The organism is Moraxella nasovis (assembly GCF_022701215.1).
GTDB classification, from domain to species: domain Bacteria; phylum Pseudomonadota; class Gammaproteobacteria; order Pseudomonadales; family Moraxellaceae; genus Moraxella; species Moraxella nasovis.
Window position 1 is genome coordinate 1,180,081 of record NZ_CP089976.1, and the last position, 20,738, is coordinate 1,200,818.

General features: G+C 43.2%; 22 protein-coding genes. 13 read left to right on the plus strand and 9 right to left on the minus strand.

The features are described 5' to 3' along the window. Nucleotides 1-7 precede the first annotated feature (7 nt). From pheT to LU293_RS05820, 8 genes are all read left to right on the plus strand, one after another. Complete coding sequence (gene pheT / locus LU293_RS05785; protein ID WP_242746238.1) at nucleotides 8-2,407, plus strand: phenylalanine--tRNA ligase subunit beta; 2,400 nt, start codon at nucleotides 8-10, stop codon at nucleotides 2,405-2,407. 69 nt (nucleotides 2,408-2,476) lie between these two features. Beyond that, nucleotides 2,477-2,782 carry an integration host factor subunit alpha gene (locus LU293_RS05790; RefSeq protein ID WP_242746241.1) on the plus strand — a complete coding sequence of 102 codons (306 nt, stop codon included), beginning with the start codon at nucleotides 2,477-2,479 and terminating at the stop codon, nucleotides 2,780-2,782. Further along, the gene (locus LU293_RS05795; protein ID WP_242746244.1) at nucleotides 2,772-2,945 is read left to right on the plus strand and encodes a hypothetical protein; all 174 of its coding nucleotides are present in this window, start codon (nucleotides 2,772-2,774) and stop codon (nucleotides 2,943-2,945) included. The genes LU293_RS05790 and LU293_RS05795 overlap by 11 nt, the downstream gene beginning before the upstream one ends. 56 nt (nucleotides 2,946-3,001) lie before the next feature. Further along, a complete protein-coding gene (locus LU293_RS05800; protein WP_242746247.1) occupies nucleotides 3,002-3,262 on the plus strand; it encodes a type B 50S ribosomal protein L31 in 261 nt (86 codons plus the stop codon). 853 nt (nucleotides 3,263-4,115) lie between these two features. Beyond that, entirely contained in the window at nucleotides 4,116-4,388 is a 273-nt protein-coding gene (locus LU293_RS05805) for a DUF4212 domain-containing protein (protein WP_242746250.1), read from the plus strand. Between the two features lie 3 nt (nucleotides 4,389-4,391). Next, on the plus strand, nucleotides 4,392-6,164 hold the full coding sequence (locus LU293_RS05810; protein WP_242746253.1) for a sodium:solute symporter family protein: 1,773 nt from the start codon (nucleotides 4,392-4,394) through the stop codon (nucleotides 6,162-6,164). A 179-nt stretch (nucleotides 6,165-6,343) separates the two neighbouring features. Beyond that, nucleotides 6,344-6,811 (plus strand): hypothetical protein, encoded by a 468-nt coding sequence (locus LU293_RS05815; protein ID WP_242746256.1) that lies wholly within the window; start codon nucleotides 6,344-6,346, stop codon nucleotides 6,809-6,811. Between the two features lie 674 nt (nucleotides 6,812-7,485). Beyond that, nucleotides 7,486-8,268 (plus strand): cell division protein ZipA C-terminal FtsZ-binding domain-containing protein, encoded by a 783-nt coding sequence (locus LU293_RS05820; RefSeq protein ID WP_242746259.1) that lies wholly within the window; start codon nucleotides 7,486-7,488, stop codon nucleotides 8,266-8,268. A 53-nt stretch (nucleotides 8,269-8,321) separates the two neighbouring features. Here LU293_RS05820 and upp read toward each other — a convergent pair whose 3' ends face one another. Then, on the minus strand, nucleotides 8,322-8,972 hold the full coding sequence (upp, locus tag LU293_RS05825) for a uracil phosphoribosyltransferase (RefSeq protein WP_242746263.1): 651 nt from the start codon (nucleotides 8,970-8,972) through the stop codon (nucleotides 8,322-8,324). 115 nt (nucleotides 8,973-9,087) lie between these two features. Beyond that, a complete protein-coding gene (gene glmU / locus LU293_RS05830) occupies nucleotides 9,088-10,446 on the minus strand; it encodes a bifunctional UDP-N-acetylglucosamine diphosphorylase/glucosamine-1-phosphate N-acetyltransferase GlmU (RefSeq protein WP_242746266.1) in 1,359 nt (452 codons plus the stop codon). Nucleotides 10,447-10,538: 92 nt separating this feature from the next. On the opposite strand from glmU, the gene LU293_RS05835 reads away from it, so the two are divergent. Next, nucleotides 10,539-10,697 carry a P-loop NTPase family protein gene (locus LU293_RS05835; protein ID WP_242746269.1) on the plus strand — a complete coding sequence of 53 codons (159 nt, stop codon included), beginning with the start codon at nucleotides 10,539-10,541 and terminating at the stop codon, nucleotides 10,695-10,697. 148 nt (nucleotides 10,698-10,845) lie between these two features. Here the strand turns inward: LU293_RS05835 and LU293_RS05840 are convergent, their stop codons facing one another. Continuing rightward, nucleotides 10,846-11,625, minus strand: coding sequence for a glutaminyl-peptide cyclotransferase (locus LU293_RS05840; RefSeq protein ID WP_242746272.1), 780 nt, complete (start codon nucleotides 11,623-11,625; stop codon nucleotides 10,846-10,848). Nucleotides 11,626-11,969: 344 nt separating this feature from the next. On the opposite strand from LU293_RS05840, the gene LU293_RS05845 reads away from it, so the two are divergent. Next, entirely contained in the window at nucleotides 11,970-13,622 is a 1,653-nt protein-coding gene (locus tag LU293_RS05845; RefSeq protein WP_242746274.1) for a purine-cytosine permease family protein, read from the plus strand. 37 nt (nucleotides 13,623-13,659) lie between these two features. Here LU293_RS05845 and LU293_RS05850 read toward each other — a convergent pair whose 3' ends face one another. The 6 genes from LU293_RS05850 to hisF all read right to left on the minus strand — a co-directional run bounded on the left by LU293_RS05850 (nucleotide 13,660) and on the right by hisF (nucleotide 18,032). Next, on the minus strand, nucleotides 13,660-14,262 hold the full coding sequence (locus LU293_RS05850; RefSeq protein WP_242746277.1) for a phosphatidylglycerophosphatase A family protein: 603 nt from the start codon (nucleotides 14,260-14,262) through the stop codon (nucleotides 13,660-13,662). 3 nt (nucleotides 14,263-14,265) lie between these two features. Continuing rightward, a complete protein-coding gene (locus LU293_RS05855; protein ID WP_242746280.1) occupies nucleotides 14,266-14,883 on the minus strand; it encodes a hypothetical protein in 618 nt (205 codons plus the stop codon). Between the two features lie 29 nt (nucleotides 14,884-14,912). Beyond that, nucleotides 14,913-15,908, minus strand: coding sequence for a thiamine-phosphate kinase (thiL, locus tag LU293_RS05860; protein ID WP_242746282.1), 996 nt, complete (start codon nucleotides 15,906-15,908; stop codon nucleotides 14,913-14,915). Nucleotides 15,909-15,956: 48 nt separating this feature from the next. Further along, nucleotides 15,957-16,508 carry a transcription antitermination factor NusB gene (gene nusB / locus LU293_RS05865; RefSeq protein WP_242746284.1) on the minus strand — a complete coding sequence of 184 codons (552 nt, stop codon included), beginning with the start codon at nucleotides 16,506-16,508 and terminating at the stop codon, nucleotides 15,957-15,959. Nucleotides 16,509-16,705: 197 nt separating this feature from the next. Continuing rightward, on the minus strand, nucleotides 16,706-17,197 hold the full coding sequence (gene ribH / locus LU293_RS05870) for a 6,7-dimethyl-8-ribityllumazine synthase (protein WP_242746286.1): 492 nt from the start codon (nucleotides 17,195-17,197) through the stop codon (nucleotides 16,706-16,708). A gap of 76 nt (nucleotides 17,198-17,273) precedes the next feature. After that, on the minus strand, nucleotides 17,274-18,032 hold the full coding sequence (hisF, locus tag LU293_RS05875) for an imidazole glycerol phosphate synthase subunit HisF (RefSeq protein WP_242746289.1): 759 nt from the start codon (nucleotides 18,030-18,032) through the stop codon (nucleotides 17,274-17,276). Between the two features lie 185 nt (nucleotides 18,033-18,217). Here hisF and LU293_RS05880 point away from each other — a divergent pair, with 185 nt between their 5' ends. The 3 genes from LU293_RS05880 (at nucleotide 18,218) to LU293_RS05890 (ending at nucleotide 20,661) form a co-directional block, all read left to right on the plus strand. Further along, nucleotides 18,218-19,171 (plus strand): glutamate/aspartate ABC transporter substrate-binding protein, encoded by a 954-nt coding sequence (locus tag LU293_RS05880; RefSeq protein WP_242746291.1) that lies wholly within the window; start codon nucleotides 18,218-18,220, stop codon nucleotides 19,169-19,171. Between the two features lie 81 nt (nucleotides 19,172-19,252). Next, the gene (locus LU293_RS05885; protein ID WP_242746293.1) at nucleotides 19,253-19,993 is read left to right on the plus strand and encodes an amino acid ABC transporter permease; all 741 of its coding nucleotides are present in this window, start codon (nucleotides 19,253-19,255) and stop codon (nucleotides 19,991-19,993) included. Next, nucleotides 19,990-20,661: an ABC transporter permease subunit gene (locus LU293_RS05890; protein ID WP_242746295.1), complete on the plus strand. Its 672-nt coding sequence runs from the start codon at nucleotides 19,990-19,992 to the stop codon at nucleotides 20,659-20,661. Before LU293_RS05885 ends, LU293_RS05890 begins: the two co-directional genes overlap by 4 nt. Nucleotides 20,662-20,738 lie beyond the last annotated feature (77 nt).

The window sequence follows — 20,738 nt, forward strand, 5'->3', positions numbered from 1 at the left end:
CGAAGATATGAAGATTAGTGAAAATTGGTTAAGAAAATGGGTTAATCCTGCGGTGGATAGCCAGATGCTCGGTCATCAGCTGACCATGGCAGGTCTTGAGCTTGATGGAATGGAAAAAGTCGCCCCTGATTTTAGTGGCGTGGTTACAGGTGTTGTGGTAACTTGTGAGCAGCATCCTGATGCTGATAAGCTAAAAGTAACCGAAGTTGATGTCGGTCAAGACGACTTACTACAAATCGTCTGTGGTGCACCAAATGTGAGAACTGGACTTAAAGTTGCTGTGGCAACAGTTGGTGCAGTCTTACCGCCTATTGATGGCAAGCCCTTTAAAATCAAAAAAGGTAAACTGCGTGGCGTTGAATCGCAGGGTATGCTATGCGGTGCAAGCGAGCTTGGGTTAGTAGATGAGATTGATGGCTTGCTTGAGCTGCCTGATGATGCCCCTATCGGTGTGGACGTGCGTGAGTACTTAGGCTTAGATACTATGGTGCTTGATGTCGCCATCACGCCAAACCGTGGCGACTGTCTAAGTGCATTAGGCTTAGCTCGTGAGCTTGCGGTCGTGAATCGCTTGCCACTTAATCGCCCAAAGATTTGCCAAGCAGATTGCGTTTTAAATCAGGCTCAGGCGGTGCAGGTGGACGCCACTACTGCTTGCCCACGCTATTTAGCCCAGCTAATTTGTGACATTGATCGTAATGTCGCTACCCCAAAATGGATCGCTGACAGTCTTATAGCATCTGGCGTGCGTACACATAACTTTTTGGTGGATGTGACAAATTTTGTTTTGCTAGAGCTTGGGCAGCCATTACACGCTTTTGATGCCAATAAGGTTGCTGGTCGTATCGTGGTAAGATTAGCAAAAGCAGGCGAGACGCTAGAGCTATTAAACGAGCAAACCATCACGCTAACAGGTGATGAGCTTGTCATTGCAGATGACATTGGAGCGATTGCCTTGGCGGGGATTATGGGTGGACGTCGCACAGCGGTTAGTGATGAGACGACTGCCATCGTCTTAGAAAGTGCGTTTTTTAATCCGCTTGCCATCGCAGGGCGAGCTCGCCGATTTGGTATGCATACAGATGCCAGTCAGCGGTTTGAGCGTGGCGTTGACTTTAATTTAGCAAGTGTTGCCCTAGATCGTGCCACAGCGTTAATCGTTGATATTGCAGGTGGCAGGGCAGGTCAAATCACTGTGTGCGAGCATATAGATGAGCTGCCTGTGCGTGAGACTATCACACTACCAATCGGCAAGATTAAAGAGCTTATCGGCATTGATATCCCAAGCGATGACGTGCTTGATATTTTAAACCGCCTAGAGATTGAGACGACATTTGATGGCGAGCATTTCATCGCGACACCGCCAAGTCATCGTTTTGATATTGCAATCCCAGAAGACTTAATAGAAGAGATAGCACGTATTTATGGCTATGACGCCATTGATGCGGTCTTGCCAAATTTTGCTGTGGATATGGGATATGATGATACAGCGGATTTGACCCATATGCTAAAGACAACGCTTGCAGACAGCGGTTATTTTGAGGCGGTGAGTTTTAGCTTTAGTGATGCAAAGATTGAAAGCTTATTTAATGATGATAAGCTTGGTAAGGTATTACCACTTGCCAATCCGATCTCAAGCGATCTTGCGGTGATGAGACGCACGCTACTATCAAGTTTGTTGCCTGTCGTAAAATACAACTTAAACCGCCAACAAAATCGTGTGCGTCTGTTTGAGACAGGTTTATCGTTCGTTGGTGAAGATATTAAGACGCTTGTTCAGACGCCAAGTCTCGCTATCGTGGCGGTGGGTGATGTCAGTGAAGATGGGCCATATCCAAGTCAAGCGATGGATTTTTATCACCTAAAAGGCGATATAGGGCGTCTGCTACCCACCAACTTGAGCAAGTCAGATGTGGCATTTGAGCGAGCTAATTTATCGTTTTTACACCCTGGGCAAAGTGCATATCTTACCATTTGTGGCAAAAAGCTAGGCTGGTTCGGTCAGCTCCACCCAAGCGTGGCAAAAGCACTTGATTTGCCAACTGTATGGGTGGCTCAATTTGACTTAGAATCGTTATTGCAATTGCATCGCGCAACCAGCCCAATCACAGCCCCAAGCAAGTTCCCAAGCGTTCGCCGTGATTTGGCGTTCTTGGTGGATGATGGCGTGACATGGCAAGACTTAGCGGTAGATGTCTACACAGCAGCAGGGCGTTATCTGAGCGACGTGTGGCTATTTGACGTCTATCAAGGCGATAAATTGCCTGCTGGCAAGAAGTCCTTAGCGTTTGCTATGTTATTCCAAAATGCACAAGAAACGCTAAGCGATGATACCATCAAGCAAGCAATGGATGACGTGATTGAGGTGCTAAGCACTAAGCACAATGCTCAGTTACGAGACAGCTAAGGCATTGAGTTGACGAGGCCACAGACGTGGTGTGGCAAGTCAAGAACTTCAAATAATAAAGGAAGCAGTATGAGTTCATTGACGAAAGCAGATATGGTTAATCATCTGACGATTCGCTTAAGAATCCCCCGTCAGCACGCACGGTTTTTGGTGGATCAGTTTTTTGAGCAAATCAGCCAAAACTTAGCCGATGGCAAGGAGGTCAAGCTGTCTGGGTTTGGTAATTTTGAGCTAAAAGATAAAAAGTCCAGACCGGGGCGTAATCCACGCACAGGCGAGGAGGTGGCTGTAAATGCCAGACGAGTTGTTACGTTTAAAGCAGGACAAAAATTGCGTGGCTGTATTGATACTCAGATGAAAAAGCGTGGGAGCTAAAGAATCGTTTGTCAGCATGAACGCCCTAAAATCCACCAAAAAAACTTTGATTTTTTTGGTGGATTTTGCTACAATGGCGTCTCATTTTTCCCATCTAAGATGGCTAATGGATAAAAACGTGGTGCGGCGTGCCAAATGGTTGGTGATGGCGTGGCCAGTTTAGGCTGTAATTTTTATGATCAGTATGCATTAGTGCTTAGATTTATTGGATTGATTATCATGCGTAAAGACATTCACCCAGAATATAAAGAAGTACTGTTCCACGACACGAATGCCGATGTGTATTTTTTGACTCGTTCAACAGTAAGCACAAAGACAACTCGTGAATACGAAGGTCAAGAATACCCATACTTCCCACTTGATATCTCAAGTGCATCACATCCATTCTACACAGGCGAGCAACGTAAAACGTCTAACGAAGGTCGTGTTGCTAGCTTCAATAAGCGTTTCGGTGCTTTTGCAAATCGTGGCAAAAAATAAGCCGTACATAACGTTCAAAGATGTAAAAATCACCCGTTATTGAGCCAAAAATTTAGTCCTTAGGCACGCTCTTAAGGCAAGTTTAAATTAAGGGTGATTTGGTTTCATCTTATTTAAGGTCTTAGTTCTGTTTTTGCAGGGCTAAGACCTTTTAATTTGTTCTTTTTTATCATGATGACAAGTAAATATATTTATCAATCATCTAGTTTAGAGCATTTGCTGATATTGGCACATTTGGTATTGCTAGCTTTGGCGTGAATGTCAGATAAGCTCATTAGCTTATATGTTTGTGTTTTCTTGGTATTTAACCCCCCCCTTTTTTTTATGCTTTTAAGTTTTTAAGATCACGCTTTTGGGTAAATCCTGATAAGCTTAGCTGTGATATTTTGAGCTTTTTGGTGAATTGGCTAATACTACTTAGCTTCGCTACACGGATAAAGGCGTTTAGCTGTGTTAGACGCTTGCAGCGTGCTGTAAAAAACTAGATGAAAAACTTGTTATTAGCCCACCATAAATCCCGCCAAAAACGCTATGCTAAAAAGTAGGCCTGTATAAAAGGTTGCCAAAATGTTTCAAAATGGTTAAAAAAATTCGTAATTTTCGTGTCAAAAACACTTGAAATACCAAAAAATTATGCTATTATGCCAAACACTAGCTAAGTTGAATAGGACTCTGACCTATGAGTAAGCCAGATGATTCTTGGCATACGATGTGGGTTAGCTAATTGTTGTCTGCTTCTTCAATAAGATTTAAGTGGTAGATGTTCTAAGATTATTGAAATAGACATCAGCTAAACAGAATCTTACTAAGGAAGTGTTTTTAAATTGCTTTTGCAATTTACAAGGAGGTCGCCATGTCATATGGTACACATCACAATAAGGACGTCTCTGGCTACTGGAAAGCCAACGTTCGTATTATTATTGGCTGTCTTATCGTGTGGGCTATCTGCTCGCTTGGGTTCGCCATTCTACTTCGCCCTGCATTGATGGGGATTACTTTTATGGGTACAGACCTTGGACTGTGGTTTGGTCAGCAAGGGGCTATCTTAACCTTCGTGGCACTTATTTTCTTTTATGCGTGGCGTATGAATCGCCTTGATAAAGAATATGGCGTAGAGGAGGATTAAGCCATGAGTCAATTTGTAATTAACTTAATTTTTGTAGGCTTATCCTTTGCCTTATATTTTGGCATTGCAATTTGGGCAAGAGCAGGCTCAACCAAAGAATTCTATGTTGCTGGCGGTGGTGTTCACCCTGTGGTGAACGGTATGGCAACAGGTGCTGACTGGATGAGTGCGGCATCATTCATTTCTATGGCAGGTATGATTGCCATGAATGGTTATTTCGCTTCTGCGTATTTAATGGGCTGGACGGGTGGTTTTGTCTTATTAGCCTTATTGCTTGCCCCTTATTTGCGTAAATTTGGTAAGTTCACTGTTCCTGATTTTATCGGTGATCGCTTTTATTCTAAGGGTGCCCGCCTGATTGCAGTGGTTTGCTTGATTTTGGCATGTACCACCTACGTTATTGGTCAGATGACAGGTGCTGGCGTGGCATTCTCTCGCTTCTTAGAAGTAGATAAGAACACAGGTCTTATCATCGCAGCGATTGTGGTGCTGTTTTACGCAGTATTGGGCGGTATGAAAGGTATTACTTATACGCAAGTTGCTCAATATGTGGTATTGATGATTGCTTATATCGTGCCTGCCATCTTTATCTCAATGAACATCACAGGTAACCCAATCCCTGGCTTGGGTATGTTTGGTACGACCGCAGACGGTACAACCATGCTTACCAAACTCGATGGTTTAATCACTGATTTGGGTTTTACAGCTTATACGGCTGATGTACCTGATAAGCTTAATATGTTCTTATTGGCATTGTCTTTGATGATTGGTACAGCAGGTCTGCCACACGTTATTATCCGTTTCTTTACGGTTAATAAAGTCTCTGATGCACGTTCATCAGCAGGTTGGACGTTGGTATTTATCGCATTGCTATATACTGCTGCCCCTGCTGTAGGTACGATGTCTCGTATGAACCTAGTGGAAACCATTTATCCAAATGGTACGACTTCTGCACCGATTGATTATGAAGTACGTCCAGAATGGATGAAAAACTGGGAACAAACTGGTCTGTTAAAGTTTGAAGACAAAAACGGCGATGGTAAAATCAACTACTATAACGACAAGTCAAAAGATGAAGCCTTCTTGGCGAATGCCACTCAGCAAGGTCTACAAGGTAATGAGCTAGATGTAAATAACGACATCATGGTGCTTGCCAACCCTGAGATTGCACAATTACCGGGCTGGGTTATTGGTCTGATTGCAGCAGGTGGTATCGCAGCGGCACTATCTACCGCAGCAGGTCTATTGCTTGCTATCTCATCTGCTATTTCGCATGACTTGATTAAGACCATCTTAAAGCCTACTATCTCTGATAAGGGTGAGTTGACTGCAGCTCGTATCTCGATGATTGTGGCGATTGCTGTAGCGACATGGCTTGGTATGAATCCACCAGGATTTGCAGCACAGACAGTAGCACTTGCCTTTGGTATCGCAGGCTCTAGTCTATTCCCTGCACTGATGATGGGTATTTTCTCAAAACGCATTAATAATAAAGGTGCAGTAGCAGGTATGCTAGCAGGTTTGATTGTCACTTGTGTGTATATCTTCTTGTTCAAGGGTTGGTTCTTTATCCCTGGTACGGCGACACTCCCTGATGATGCAACAGGCTGGATTATGGGCATTAACCCACTAGGATTTGGTCCGATTGGTGCTGTGATTAACTTTGTGGTAGCCTTTGCAGTATCTTATATGACTGCACCACCACCCAAAGAGATTCAAGACTTGGTTGAAAGTGTACGCTATCCAAAAGGAGCAGGTGCTGCCGTTGATCATTAATTATTTTCCTAAAATAAAAAATGCAGACTAAGTTGTCTGCATTTTTTTATTTATAAGTAGTTGATAGTAGAATAATTTTTATTGATAATTGACAATTATGCTATAATGTTGCTGTATGCTATATTTAGCTTAATGATTAGATGAGATTTGATAAATAAATTTAAAAAAGGATTGAAATTGTGTTTTGGGAATTGATTGCGACCATTGTATCAGGCTTTATGGCGGCAGGGATTGCGTTATCTTTACGTTTATTATTTAAAAAATTACCACGCTGGATAGTGCCTGCAGCAGCTGGGGTAGGTATGCTTGGGTTTCAGATTTATAGTGAATACGATTGGTTTGAGCATACCAAAAGCCGTCTGCCAGATGGCGTGGCGGTGGTAGCCACGCACGCAGAGACTGCGTTTTATAAGCCTTGGTCTTATGCTTATGCACCGATTTTAAGATTTGTGGCGGTTGAGACATCACAGAAGCAGACCGATCACATCAAAGCGGCGAATTTGTATTTTTTTGAAAGACGCATGGCGGCATATCACACACCCATTTTGGTGGATTGTCAAAACAAATTACAATCAGATTTTAATCAAGCACCCAGCTGGGGTAAGACACCGATGACCGATGACATCGTTAAAGCAGTTTGCCAATGACATAAAAGCTGATTGATATGATGATAAATGAGCCATCTATTAAGCCATTTATGAGTCGATAATTTTAGTGCATTATTTAAGTTTATTCAAATTAAGGACAATTTAGCTTTATTTGACACCTTAAGGTTGTACTTGCTCGAATAATACAGCGTAAATCTAGCCTGTTTGGGGCTTAAGCTAATCGTCTATATCCATATACCTAGTCCATATCTGCTTTATGGGTGGTAGTTGCTTTAATCTTTTAACCAGTAGGATATCTTTTTTTAACTTGGTGCTTTTTTTAAGGGATAATAAAACTTTGCTTTTGGCAACTTTAATAAAGCTAATATTTAAATTATCGATATTTATGCCTTGACTTATCAGTTAATTGATTTGGTTTTTCTTGCATTTTAACTTTTGTAATGGCTTAAGCTTTATACATAATTTTTGAGATAATTGAACCACTTAGACTGTGTTTTGGTAGTTAATGGATATTATTAAGCAGGTCAGCTTAATGATGTTTGTATTTATTACTTAAGATAGATGACGAAAAGCAGGTTGTCGTGGTAAACTATGCCAAGCTTTGCTCAAGATGAGATGGGTGGGTTTATTTGCATAAACGCGGGTGAGTGCGATAAAAGCCGAATAAGACACTTGGGCTATATCGTGGATAATACAAAGAAAACGGAGCAATCATGCAATCAAATTCATTTTGGATCTTTGGTGTACTAATTTTATTATTAGGTATTTTTGTGCTGGTAAAGCAATTTATGCCAAAAAATAAAGCAGCCATTAGTCAAGATGCCATCCCATATAAGAACGGTGTGCCAATTACACCACGCAGTGAGCGTCATAAAGTCAGAGAGCTGGTGGAAGTGAAATCAGATGATGCGTTATCAAATATGGCGGCAGTGGCATCATTTCAGCCTGTATCAGACCACCCACAAGAATCTGTGATGCATGTAGAGACTGTAGAAGAGTTTGAACAAGATTCGCCAATCTTAGCCAGACATCTTAGTAAGCAGAGTGCTTTTGAGCAAAATAATGATCCTTTAATGAATGCACAAAGCACAATCACTATCATCATTAGCCCCCGTGATGGCGGTGTCGGCATTTCTGGTCGAAGAATGCTAGAACTTGCTCACACTTATGGGCTAAAATATGGTGTGATGAATATGTTTCATCGATACAGTAATACAGATGGTACAGGCGATCTATGGTTTAGTGCGATGGGTATTACTTATGATGGCGTGCTTGCGTTTGATTTAAATACATTGGCAGATGATCACTTTACAGGATTGGCGTTATTCTTATCTTTGCCACACCCTTATGCACTTCGTGGTTATGACAGCATGGTCGGCATCGCTAAAATGATAGCCGATGATGTCAATGCTGATCTATGCAATGAAGAGATGCATCTGATTGATGACGCTTATCTTGCCAGACTGCGTGCTGAAGTGGCAAGCTATAACAGCTAAATTATCCTGATATAAAAAAGCCTTGTTCGAGCAAGGCTTTTTTAGTGGAAGTTTTAAGTATTGTGTGCTTTTGTACCAAAAATTTTATCGCCTGCATCGCCAAGCCCCGGAATGATATAGCCATGTTCATTGAGATGGCTGTCTAGGGCGGCGGTGTAGATTTTCACATCTGGGTGTGCGTCATTAACAAGACGCACGCCTTCTGGGGCGGCGACTAATGCTAGGGCTTTGATGTTTTTGCAACCGTGTTTTTTGAGCATATCAATGGTGGCAACCATACTACCGCCTGTCGCCAACATGGGGTCTAAGATGAGTGCAGGGCGTTGGTCAATGTCGCTGACAAATTTTTCAAAAAACGGCACAGGCTCTAAGGTTTCTTCATCACGCTGTAAACCTACCACCGAAATCTTGGCGGTGGGCAATAAATCTAGCACGCCATCTAGCATACCGATGCCTGCTCGCAAAATTGGCACTAAGGTTACGGTTTTACCTTTGATTTGTTCGCCTTTTATTTCACCGCACCAACCTTGCATGGTGAAGGTTTCTGTCTCAAAATCACGGCTTGCTTCGTATGCCATCAGCCTGCCTAGCTCTTTGGTGAGTGTGCGAAATTCATAAGTGTTGCAGTCTGCTTGACGCATGATTGATAATTTGTGGCGAACCAAAGGGTGGTCTATCACATGGATATGTAGTGGTGTGGTCATGAGTTACTCGTTGGCTAGTTATTAAGGTTATGTTGATTTGTGTTGATGAGTGTTGAGTGATTTGCCGTCATTTAATATGCCAATATCAACCCATCATCAAAGATAAGGCTTGATGTCAGTCGGTATTTTTTTTGGGTCGCACCCAATCATCAATCGCCACTTGTCGCCCACGAGCAATGACGAGCGTGTCATCTTGGCAGTCTTTGGTAATTACACTACCGCCACCCACCGTTACTCTATCGCCAATGACAACAGGGGCGATGAGCACCGCATTTGAGCCGACACGCACTTCATCGCCAATCACAGTTTTGTATTTATTCACGCCATCATAATTGGCGGTAATCGTGCCTGCACCGATGTTGGTTTTTTGACCGATGGTCGCATCGCCCAAATACGCCAAATGATTGGCTTTGGCTCCTTGTGCCATTTGCGTGTTTTTGAGTTCAACAAAATTGCCGATATGCACGCCATCTGCTGTGATTGCCTGTGGTCGCAAGCGAGCAAAAGGTCCAATTTGGTTGTGTTCGCCCACCGAAGCATGATCAAATAAGCTGTATGGCAAAATGATGGTATTGCTGGCAATTTCGCTGTTTTTGATGATACAGCCTGCTCCGATGATGACGTTGTCGCCAATCTTGCAGTCGCCTTCAAAAATCACGTTGATGTCAATCTGTACGTCTCGTCCGACTTTTAAATCCCCCCGCAACTCAAAACGGCTTGGGTCTATGATGTGTACGCCATTTTTCATCAGAATTTCGGCTTGATGACGTTGCCAAGTGCGTTCTAGATTGGCAAGTTGAATGCGGTCGTTCACCCCTTCAATCTCAAAGGCAAAAGCAGGCGAGACGGTGGCAATATCAATGCCATCATCAACCGCCATCTTCACAATGTCGGTCAAATAATATTCGCCTTGGGCGTTGTTATTGGTGAGATTGTTTAGGTATTTGTGCAAAATTTCATTGGCAACGCAGTATATACCGCTGTTGATTTCTGTGAGCTGTTTTTGTGCGTCGGTTGCGTCTTTTTCTTCAACGATGGCGATGATTTTGCCGTCTTTACGGATAATGCGTCCAAGTCCAAATGGATTGGTCATCTGCATGGTGAGCATGGCAAATGGGGCGTTGCTATCTACCAGTTTTTGGAGTGTGTCCGCCCCAATCAAAGGCACATCGCCTGATAGTATTAGGCTTTTACCGTCTTTTGGTAGGTGGGGCAATGCCATCTGTACTGCATGACCTGTGCCAAGTTGCTCGGTTTGTTCTACCCATTCAATCGGCTCATCGGCGAAGGCATCTTTGACTTTTTGACCTTCAAAGCCATAGATGACGATGTTTTTTTGGCTGTTGATTTTTTGGGCGGTCATCAAAACGTGTGCCAACAATGGCTTACCTGCCAAAGGTTGTAAGACTTTGGGTTTGGTTGATTTCATGCGTGTGCCTTTGCCAGCTGCCATGATGATGACGTTTAATGACATACTTTTTCCTAAGATTTTTAATTGTTTGATGTTGTTTTATTTTAACATATAATACCGATGAGATTAAATTGATTTTATGAAGGATTGGTGTGATGAAAATTGCCATCATTGGGTTTAGTGGGTCTGGTAAGTCTACCTTGGCAAAATATTTGGCAAAGGTCTATGGGCTGTCTGTTTTGCATTTAGATGCCGTGCATTGGCTACCTAATTGGCAGGAGCGACCACTTCATGATAAGCAGTGTGTGCCATAGATTTTCATGCCGCTTTTACTGAATTTATTATTACACAGGCAACTTGGGTAAAGGACTTCTAATTTGTGTCTTTATAATTGCCAGATACCAATTTTATTCAAATTGTCTTTTGGTTTTGTTATAGCATACTTTTTAGACCGTCTTATTTTTAATCAAGCACCACTTCAAAAATATTAGGATAAAGTTTGCCTGTGATATAAAAGCGGTTGTCCTTGATGTGGGCAATGCCGTTTAATACGTCCATGTGTTGGCGTTGTGCTTTGGTGAATGTGGTATTTAGTAGCTGTGTGGCATCATAAAGCTTCACCACATCGCCTGTGGCAGGGTCAATTTTGATGATGAAATTGCTTTGCCAAACATTGGCATAAATAAAGCCGTTGGCAAATTCTAGCTCATTGATGAGATGAACAGCCTTGTTTTGATAACGAATGGGCAGATTGCCGATGAGCTTAAACGTTTTGGCATCTCTTAATTGTATGACATCTGTGCCATCAGACATATAAAGGATGTCTTGGTCTTTGTAATATGCCAAACCCCAACCTTCGCTGTCATAGTGTGCCTTGGCGATGATGTGAAAATCCTGAGCATCTCTTAAAAAAGCGGTATGCTCTTTCCACGTCAGTTGCCAAATGCCATACGGCGTAACGCTCGCCCCTTCGCCAAAATACTGCTTGGGCAGATGTGCTTTGATGGTGTATTTGCCAGTACGCAGGTTAAATACGCCAATGCTAGATTTGCCATACCGCCCTGTCGCCAAGAGTAGGCGGTCATCGTCTAGGCGTTCTAAGCCTTGGGTGAAAGCGGTATTATCACTGGCGTATTGTTTGATGAGTGTGATGTTATGTTGGGCATAAGCTGTACCAACTGACAAACCAAATACTAAGGCGGCGATGGATAAAAAACGAGTAATCATGATTGAGTCATTCATAAAATAATCTACCATATCATAGCGGATTTGGTAGATTTTTGTTTCGATTTTTTAAATTATTTGTTGGTATTGTTGATGAATGATGGGTTTAATGCCTACCCCCAGACCCGATGGGTGATTTTGACCAATCAAATCCAAAAGCGTTATCACGATAAAGTGGTCATCTAAATAGCCAACAACAAATTGATGAATTTATCCAATCACTAAGATGATGATAATCATCAAGCATAGGGCGATTGCTGTGCTACAATAGTCATGTTTTCAATTCATGCTTTCAATTCATGCTTTAAATCAACACGTTAATTGGAAGCAACACGTTAATTGACGCTTTTTTATCTATCACCATGCCAAATACCCCCAATACCCCAAACACCCCAGAGTACGCCCACAGCCGAGTGCCGAATGACAAGCTGATGGGCGGTGGTCATTTTGCCGCCAGTTATGGTGCTGAACACGTGGCAGGTGGGGAGTTTGTCGTGGGGGCAGCGTTTGCAACGTGGGGTGCTTCACCATCTGCGGTATTGGGCGGACTGCTGATTGGCAATGCCTTGGCGGTGCTAAGTTGGGCGTGGGTATGTGCCCCTGTGGCGGTTAAGGCTAGGCTTACGCTTTATGAATATTTGGCACGCATGATGGGCGATGGTTTTGTCCGCACATTTAATCTACTAAGTGGGCTGATTTTTGCGGTGATTGCAGGTGGTATGCTGACCATTGCCGCTCAGGCAGTGCAGGGCTTATTTGATACCACAAGGCAGGTCTTGTGGTATCCGACCAGTGTGGGCTTTGTGGTGTGGGTAGCGGTGTTTGGGGTGATGGCGGTATGGCTTACTCTAAAAGGATTTTTGGGTTTGACTCGCTTTGCCAAATATGTGTCGCCTTATCTTTTGACGGTGTTTTTGGTGTGTATTGTGGCAAGTGTGCCGTTTTTGTGGCAGGCTGGACAAGCACAAGGCATACGATTTATTGATATTTTTAGCCATTACATCTGGACAGGGCAGGTGGCTTATGGCGGTCATGACAAAGAGCCGTTTGGCATTTGGCACATCGCCGTCTTTGCTTGGGGGCTAAATTTGCCCTTGCATTTGGGCATGGGCGACATGAGTACGCTTAGATTTGCCAAAAAGTGGCAATATGGCTATTATTCGGTATTTGCGACTTTTGGTGGGCATTTTGTGGCATGGATTGGTGCAGGTATGCTTGGGGTGGTGAGTGCCATGTTGGTCGGCAGTCAGGTTGGAAAACTAGACATTGGTGGGGTGGTTGTACCAATGCTTGGCGTGGCAGGCGTGCTGGCGGTTGTGTTTGCGTCTTTGACGACCGCTGTACCCAGTCTGTACCGAGCAGGTCTTGCTTTTGATGGGGTATTTGGCGATTTTGGTTTTCGCCGTGCAGTCATTTGGGTGGGGGTGGTCATCACGGTGGTGGCGACTTTTCCTTTGATTTTTCTGAAATGGCTAGATTTGATGGCGTATTTTAACATCATCATGGCACCTGTGGGGGCGATGATTGCCTGTGAGCATTTTATCTTGCCCCATTTGGGCATACGTCCGTTTTGGCAGACGACAGGTAACAAAACGGCGGTCGTCTCATGGGCGATGGGTGTGATTTTGGCATTAGGGTTGGTGATGGGTGGTGTGCATTTGTTTTTTGTATTTGTGCCTGTGTGGGCGGTGTGCTTTATTGTGTATGGCGTGGGTGCATGGCTTGAAAATGCCCATCATCGGCTACCCCTATCAGCACAGACACTATACCAAATGAGCTATGGGGCAGATGATGGGGTGGATAATGATTTATGCTCCACCACCCAAATGACCAAACACCCTGATAAAACTTTGTGGCTTAGAGTGCTGATTTTATTTATGATGGTGCTGTGGTGCATGGTTTTGTATGTTGGTGTGGCTCATCATCAGCTGTTGATATTTCAGCAGGGGCTTTTTGTGTTGACGGTGTTGTATTTGTGTGTGGCAGGTTGGCAATTAAGACTTGCTACGCCTTGACGGTGTGGCTAATTGGCTCAATAATCGTGGCTAATATTCATGTCAAAACATAAAACGACACATAAACAAAAGCCCACCCCAAGATGATGACAAGCACCGACATCAGTCCTGCCAAGACATCATCAATCAATATGCCAAATCCGCCAGAGACATTGTTATCCACCCACTTGATTGGAAATGGCTTTACAATATCAAAAAATCGAAACAGCACAAAGGGAATGATGAGTAAGAAAATCACACTTGGGTGAATGTATTGCCAAAATGGGCTAAAAGTTGGATTATAAATTATATCTTGTACCAGCCACGCTGTCGGCAAAAGGGCAATCCACACGCCCACCCATTCATCAAAGACGATGTGTGGGTCGTCATGGGTATTCATTAAAGCAGACGTTTTGCCACAAATATAACTACCGACCAAAAAGCCGACAATCGTAATCGCCAAAAACCCCCAAAATCCCAACGCAAACATCGGCAAAGCAACAAGCAGACCGCCCACCGTTCCCCATGTACCGGGGGCTTTTTTGGGCAGACCTGACCCAAGTCCAATGCCAAGCCAGTACACGCATTTTTCAAAGGCGGTGGCGGTGGGCGGACAGGGCGGACAAGGGTTTGATTTGGTGATGTCGGGTTTGTGGTTCATAGCTTAGTACCCATTATTTTGTAATCTTTGTTCTGCTTTATCTATTTCATAGGCATGTTCAAAATTTCTTGTGCAAGTTAGATATGGTCTATATTTCTTGTTAATTTTTTTTGATGTTCCATTACTGTAATAGATTTCATCATAATCAACCAATCTATTGTGATAAATCATTTCTCCACCACATATAGGACAAGGGTTGGCAATAATTTTTTCCACAGCAATTACTTTGCCAAATCCATTTATTGCATAACCTTTCAGCCAAGTTGGTAAACGGATTTGTTTTTCAGCAATATTTTTCAACCACGCCAAAAATAAGAAAAAAGGAATAAAAATTAGCACTGGAATAAAAATATAGTAGCCAATACCAGTTTTATAAATACTTTCAAAAATCAGGGCAATGATTGATAGTATCGCTAATATTGATGAAGGCACACTCAGCCAAGTTAGAGTAGCAAGAGTAAAGGGACTTCTCCATAAAGGCTGGGCATCATACGTTGCTTCGAATTTTGGCTCACTATTATCCTTGATATAATAATAGCTGTTATTGGTGCTATTATCTGTGTTGTTTATTATGGTTTTGTCATTAAAAACTGCCCCACGATAATCATTTTTTTGCTCCACTATTAACTCCAATCGATAATCTTTAAAAATTAAAAATGCTCCCAACCCTTTATATTAAAATCTAACGTTTGCCCTTGATAAGTTAATATTAACCCCTTATCCGCCACTATTTCCCCAATCGGATAAACCGTGAAATCAGGATAATGCTGCTCAAATAACGCCAGTTTATCAGGCGAGATGGTAAAGCACAATTCATAATCATCACCGCCATTGAGTTGATGTTGCCATTTTTGAGCATTTGGCAATTTTTGCAGCAGTGGATTGGCCGGGATTTTTTCTAAATGCAAAATCGCTCCGACTTTTGAAGCTGTCAAAATATGCCCCAAATCTTGCCCCAAGCCGTCTGAGATGTCAATCATGGCAGACGCAAAACCACGCAAAGCCTGCCCCAGATGTAGGCGTGGCATGGGGTATTGCAAGGCGGTCATTAGCTCGTTTGACAAATTATCCAAGCTGTTTGGCGTGGCGTGTCCGTCTTTATCATGGTTGTTTTTATTGGGCGTGTCCAAAATTTGATGTAATGCAACACTTGCCGAGCCGATTTCGCCACTCACGCAAATCACATCGCTAACCTTTGCCCCATCTCTTGTTATCGCTTGTCCTGTCGGCACAAAGCCTAACGCCGTAACTGACACCGTCAAAACAGGCGAGCTTGTGGTATCGCCCCCAATCAATTCAACGCCAAACGGTGTGCAAATATCTGCCAAACCATTGGCAAATTGACGACAAAACTCATCATTTGCCATCTGTTTGGGTAGCGACAAGCCCACCAAAACAGCATAAGGCGTAGCTCCCATCGCCGCCAAGTCGGACAAATTCACGGCGACAGACTTGAAAGCTACGGCATGGGGGCAAGTTTTTTGCACAAAATGCCGACCTGCCACCAATGTATCTAGACAGCTGACCAGTTCACAGTCATCTGGCACACGGCTTAATGCCCCATCATCGCCAATACCCAAAACCGTGTTTGGGTGTGAGCAAGTGGCATTTTTAAAATGCGTGTAGATTAGAGAAAATTCGGACATGGTGTTAATTTTAGTCTAAAAAAGGGCGAAAGATTTCGCCCCCTTGTGTTATTCACTTTCTTTTTTGGCTTTTTTATCCGCTTTATTGGCGGTGTATTCTAGCTCTCGCACGGCTTTGGCGTATCTGTCTAATATGGCATTGATGAATTTATGAGCGTCTGTTGCCCCAAAGTGAGTGTTTAGCTGTATGGCTTCATCTAATACCACTTTATAGGGAATGTGCAGGCTGTGTTTTAATTCATACGCCCCAATCAGCAAAATCGCCTTTTCAATGGTGTCTAGCTTATCAAAATTACGGTCAAGATAGCCAGATAATGCCATAATCAGCTCGTCTGCTTGGTCTGGGATATTTCTCATTAGCTCATGATAATATCCCAAATGCACGGTGTGCATGGCGTTCTCAGCTCTGGTGCGAGCAACAATGGTGTGTGGCTCATTCCCACCCAACAGATCACGACGTTCTTTGGCGAAACGATAATCGGTCAAAAGCCATTCATACAGACCCTGCACCGCAAAACGGCGAGCCTTGCGAATGGCGGTGTAGCTGGTTTTATAACCTGTGGCATTAAAATCAACTTCTTGGGGCGTTTGGTTTGTCATAACTTACCTTAAAAAATAATACTGCATTAAAATCATCTTTTAATGGGAATGATGGAAATTACCCAATCGGACAAATATTTCTTATGAAATATTTTATTTAGGGCGGAAGATTTTCCACCCCTACGGTTTTATAAAGCAAAATTTATTTACTTAAAATTTTAACGCTTAATTCGGTTAAATTTTAATGCTTAAAATGCTTAAATCGCCTTTAACACACTTGCCATCTCAATGGCGGTCATGCCAGCTTCATAGCCTTTATTGCCTGCTTTGGTGCCAGCACGTTCAATGGTCTGCTCAATGTTTTCGGTGGTTAAAATGCCGTTGATGACAGGAATGTCGTGATGAAGAGCAACCTGTGTCAAACCCTTGGCAGACTCGCTTGCCACAATGTCAAAATGCGGTGTCGCCCCACGGATAATCGCACCAAGCACCACGATGGCATCAAATTTGCCTGTGCTTGCCAGACGTTTGGCGGTTAGGGGTAGCTCAAACGCCCCCGGCACACGCACCACTGTGATATTCTTGCCTGATACGCCGTGGCGAATGAGTGCGTCCAACGCCCCTTCTACTAGGCTTTCTACCAAAAAGCCATTAAAACGACCCACAGCGATACCGATGCGTAGGTCTTTATTATCGTCTAATGCACCGTCAATATTTGTGATGTCGGCATATTGTGTTTGATAGTTCATGATACTTGCTCGCCAAATTGAGTGATAAACCAATCATTATAGCATGATTTTAGCGGTTTGACACTTGGGGGCGACATTATAGTCGCACCGCAATGCCTTGGTTTGCCATAAATTCTTTGGCTTGTCTGATGGTGTAATCGCCAAAATGAAAAATGCTTGCTGCCAATACCGCATCTGCTTTACCAAGCAAAACCCCATCTGATAGATGTTGTAGATTGCCCACACCGCCTGATGCGATGACAGGAATGGCGACACGCTCGCTGATGGCACAAGTGAGTGCCAAGTCATAACCTGCCCGTGTGCCGTCTCCGTCCATGCTCGTTACCAAAAGCTCGCCTGCCCCACGTTCTGTCATCTGTACTGCCCAGTCAATGGCATCAATGCCTGTGGGCTTGCGACCACCGTGAGTAAAAATCTGCCAACGACCATTGCCAACTTGCTTGGCATCAATAGACGCCACAATGCACTGACTGCCAAAACGGGCGGCAGCATCGCTGACCAAATCAGGATTGGTGATGGCAGCAGAGTTAATGCCGACTTTATCCGCCCCTGCATTTAGTAGGTTGCGAATGTCGTCAATCTTACGCACGCCACCACCTACGGTGAGTGGAATAAAGATGTTTTTGGCGATTTGCTCTACCATGTGGTAGGTCGTATCTCGTCCGTCTGATGTGGCGGTGATGTCCAAAAAGGTAATTTCATCTGCCCCATCGTCATTATAGCGAGTGGCGACAGCGACAGGGTCGCCTGCGTCTTTGATGTCCACAAAATTGACACCTTTGACGACACGACCATTCTCAACATCAAGGCAGGGGATTAGGCGTTTGGCTAACATAATATTTTCCAATTAACGTTAAATAAAGCTATTATACCTTAAACTTTGGTAAATTTAATCCAGTCAAAAAGTTGATTGTTATCATAAGTATAACCTAACAGTAAAAAACAGTTGCATTTTAGAAAAAAGCCACTTACAATGATTTTTGCGCAATTTTACCATCCTAACTAAAAAAGGATTTTAATATGAAAAACTTATCTAAAGTTGCAATCTTAGCAAGTAGTATTGCATTGATTAGTGCTTGTGGCAATCAAGACAAACCTGCTGAATCTGCAGCAGATGCCACAGCTACCACGGCGACATCAACTCAAGGCACGCTTGATAAAATCAAAGAATCAGGCACGATTGTGCTGGCTCACCGTGATTCTTCTATCCCGTTTTCTTATATCGCTGACAACCCAAATCAGCCAGTTGGCTATGCACACGACTTACAGCTTAAAGTTGTAGAAGCACTCAAAGAGCAGCTTGGCATGCCTGACTTAAAAGTGCGTTATAACTTAGTGACTTCTCAAACTCGCATTCCGCTTATCCAAAACGGCACGGTGGATTTAGAATGTGGCTCAACCACAAACAACACTGAGCGTCAAGGGCAGGTGGATTTTTCGGTGGGTTTCTTTGAAATTGGTACTCGCTTGCTTGTCGCTAAAGGTTCAGACATCAAAGATTTTGCCGACCTAAAAGGTAAGACGCTGGTAACCACTGCTGGCACGACATCAGAGCGTTATATCAAGCAGTATAATGACGAAAATAAGCTTGGCATTAACATTGTGTCTGCCAAAGACCATGGCGAATCTTTCTTGATGCTTGAAAGTGGACGTGCGGACGCTTTTATGATGGATGATGTGTTATTAGCAGGCGAGAAAGCCAAGGCTAAAGATCCTGAAAAATGGGAAATCGTTGGCACACCACAGTCTTTTGAAATTTATGGCTGTATGGTGCGTAAGGGCGATACAGAATTTAAAAAGGTAGTAGATGATACCCTAAAAGGTGTGTATGCTTCAGGTGAGATTAATGACATTTATGGCAAGTGGTTTACCGCACCAATCCCACCAAAAAATGTTAACCTAAGTTTCCCAATGTCAGACAACCTAAAAACCTTGCTTGCTCATCCGCATGACCAAGCTGAACCACAACAATAACTGTGGTTATATCGGTAAAACCATTAAAAACCACTCAATTTTTGAGTGGTTTTTTGGATAAAGCAGACTAAAGGATTTGTGATGAATTACACTTGGAATTGGGGAGTGCTGTGGCAATCCACAGGCATTGGTACCGAAGTTTATTGGCAATGGCTATTGGTTGGCTTTGGCTGGTTATTGGTGGTGGGTTTTTCTGCTTGGGTGATTGCTCTTGTGGTGGGTAGCGTGCTTGGTGTTATGCGTACTTTGCCTAATAAGATGGCAAATACCATTGGTGCAACGTATGTTAATATTTTTAGGAATATTCCCCTACTTGTTCAGCTGTTCTTTTGGTTCTATGTATTCCCAACGCTTATGCCAGTCGCTTTAAAAGATTGGTGGTTCTCCTTATCGTTTAATGCGACAGCGGTTATCTCAGCCAGTATTGGCTTGGGGTTGTTTACAGCGGCACGCATCACAGAGCAGGTTCGCACAGGCATTGAGTCTTTGCCAAAAGGTCAAGCCAACGCAGGTTATGCTTTAGGATTTACCACCGCCCAAAATTACCGTTATGTGCTATTACCCCAAGCCTTTCGTGTCATATTGCCGCCCATGTCATCAGAGCTGACCAACTGCTTTAAAAATGCGTCTGTGGCATCGCTTGTGGGGGTTGCAGAGCTCATCAGTCAGACAAAAACCATCAGTGAATATACCCAAAATAACTTTGAAATTTATACATTTACGACAATCATTTATCTACTGTTTAACCTTGCGTTAATTTTTGGCATGAACACGCTTGAGAAAAAAATCCGTATTAAGGGACAAATTGGGGGTGCTGTATGACGATGATGACCGAATTAAGTGCCGCTCTTCCTGCCTTAACTTCAGGATTTATGGTGACATTAAAAGTGCTTGTCTTGGCGATTGTTGGCGGTTTGTCAATTGGCACGGTATTGGCACTTATGCGACTGTCTGGTAAAAAATGGCTGTCAATCCCTGCTGCCATTTATGTTAATTACTTTCGCTCAGTGCCATTGCTGCTTGTTTTGCTGTGGTTTTATTTTGCTGTACCGATGATCTATAACTGGATTACAGGCAAGTACTTTACCTTAGATACGGCATTTACGTCGTGTGTTGTGGCGTTCATGCTTTTTGAAGCGGCTTATTTTAGTGAGATTGTGCGTGCAGGGATTCAGTCTATTGGGCGTGGTCAAGTGTCAGCAGCTTATGCACTTGGCATGACTTATAAACAGACCATGCAGCTTGTTATCTTGCCCCAAGCGTTTCGCAAAATGCTCCCTTTGGTGTTACAGCAGTCTATTATTTTATTTCAAGACACAACTTTGGTATTTGCCATAGGCTTAGTTGATTTTTTCCGTGCGTCCTATGTGCGTGGCGACTTGATGGGTTATTTGACGCCGTATATTTTGGGGGCAGGGTTTGTGTATTTTGTGGTGAGTATCACAGCAAGCGAAGGTGTGAATGCACTTAAAAAACAGCTTAGATTTTAACTTTTGGGAATGTGACAAGGCGTGCCAATCGCATATCGCCTTTAGCGACTGTTTAAATGTAAGGATAAATTATGGCA

Bases quoted from the DNA above. Each gene is read 5' to 3' on its own strand.
- thiL (WP_242746282.1), bottom strand. From the start codon at position 15,908: ATGTCCGAATTTTCTCTAATCTACACGCATTTTAAAAATGCCACTTGC.
- LU293_RS05890 (WP_242746295.1), top strand. From the start codon at position 19,990: ATGACGATGATGACCGAATTAAGTGCCGCTCTTCCTGCCTTAACTTCA.
- upp (WP_242746263.1), bottom strand. From the start codon at position 8,972: ATGACCACACCACTACATATCCATGTGATAGACCACCCTTTGGTTCGC.
- glmU (WP_242746266.1), bottom strand. From the start codon at position 10,446: ATGTCATTAAACGTCATCATCATGGCAGCTGGCAAAGGCACACGCATG.
- LU293_RS05835 (WP_242746269.1), top strand. From the start codon at position 10,539: ATGAAAATTGCCATCATTGGGTTTAGTGGGTCTGGTAAGTCTACCTTG.
- LU293_RS05800 (WP_242746247.1), top strand. From the start codon at position 3,002: ATGCGTAAAGACATTCACCCAGAATATAAAGAAGTACTGTTCCACGAC.
- LU293_RS05845 (WP_242746274.1), top strand. From the start codon at position 11,970: ATGCCAAATACCCCCAATACCCCAAACACCCCAGAGTACGCCCACAGC.
- LU293_RS05805 (WP_242746250.1), top strand. From the start codon at position 4,116: ATGTCATATGGTACACATCACAATAAGGACGTCTCTGGCTACTGGAAA.
- hisF (WP_242746289.1), bottom strand. From the start codon at position 18,032: ATGTTAGCCAAACGCCTAATCCCCTGCCTTGATGTTGAGAATGGTCGT.
- LU293_RS05885 (WP_242746293.1), top strand. From the start codon at position 19,253: ATGAATTACACTTGGAATTGGGGAGTGCTGTGGCAATCCACAGGCATT.
- LU293_RS05810 (WP_242746253.1), top strand. From the start codon at position 4,392: ATGAGTCAATTTGTAATTAACTTAATTTTTGTAGGCTTATCCTTTGCC.
- LU293_RS05850 (WP_242746277.1), bottom strand. From the start codon at position 14,262: ATGAACCACAAACCCGACATCACCAAATCAAACCCTTGTCCGCCCTGT.
- pheT (WP_242746238.1), top strand. From the start codon at position 8: ATGAAGATTAGTGAAAATTGGTTAAGAAAATGGGTTAATCCTGCGGTG.
- LU293_RS05790 (WP_242746241.1), top strand. From the start codon at position 2,477: ATGAGTTCATTGACGAAAGCAGATATGGTTAATCATCTGACGATTCGC.
- LU293_RS05880 (WP_242746291.1), top strand. From the start codon at position 18,218: ATGAAAAACTTATCTAAAGTTGCAATCTTAGCAAGTAGTATTGCATTG.
- LU293_RS05820 (WP_242746259.1), top strand. From the start codon at position 7,486: ATGCAATCAAATTCATTTTGGATCTTTGGTGTACTAATTTTATTATTA.
- LU293_RS05840 (WP_242746272.1), bottom strand. From the start codon at position 11,625: ATGAATGACTCAATCATGATTACTCGTTTTTTATCCATCGCCGCCTTA.
- ribH (WP_242746286.1), bottom strand. From the start codon at position 17,197: ATGAACTATCAAACACAATATGCCGACATCACAAATATTGACGGTGCA.
- nusB (WP_242746284.1), bottom strand. From the start codon at position 16,508: ATGACAAACCAAACGCCCCAAGAAGTTGATTTTAATGCCACAGGTTAT.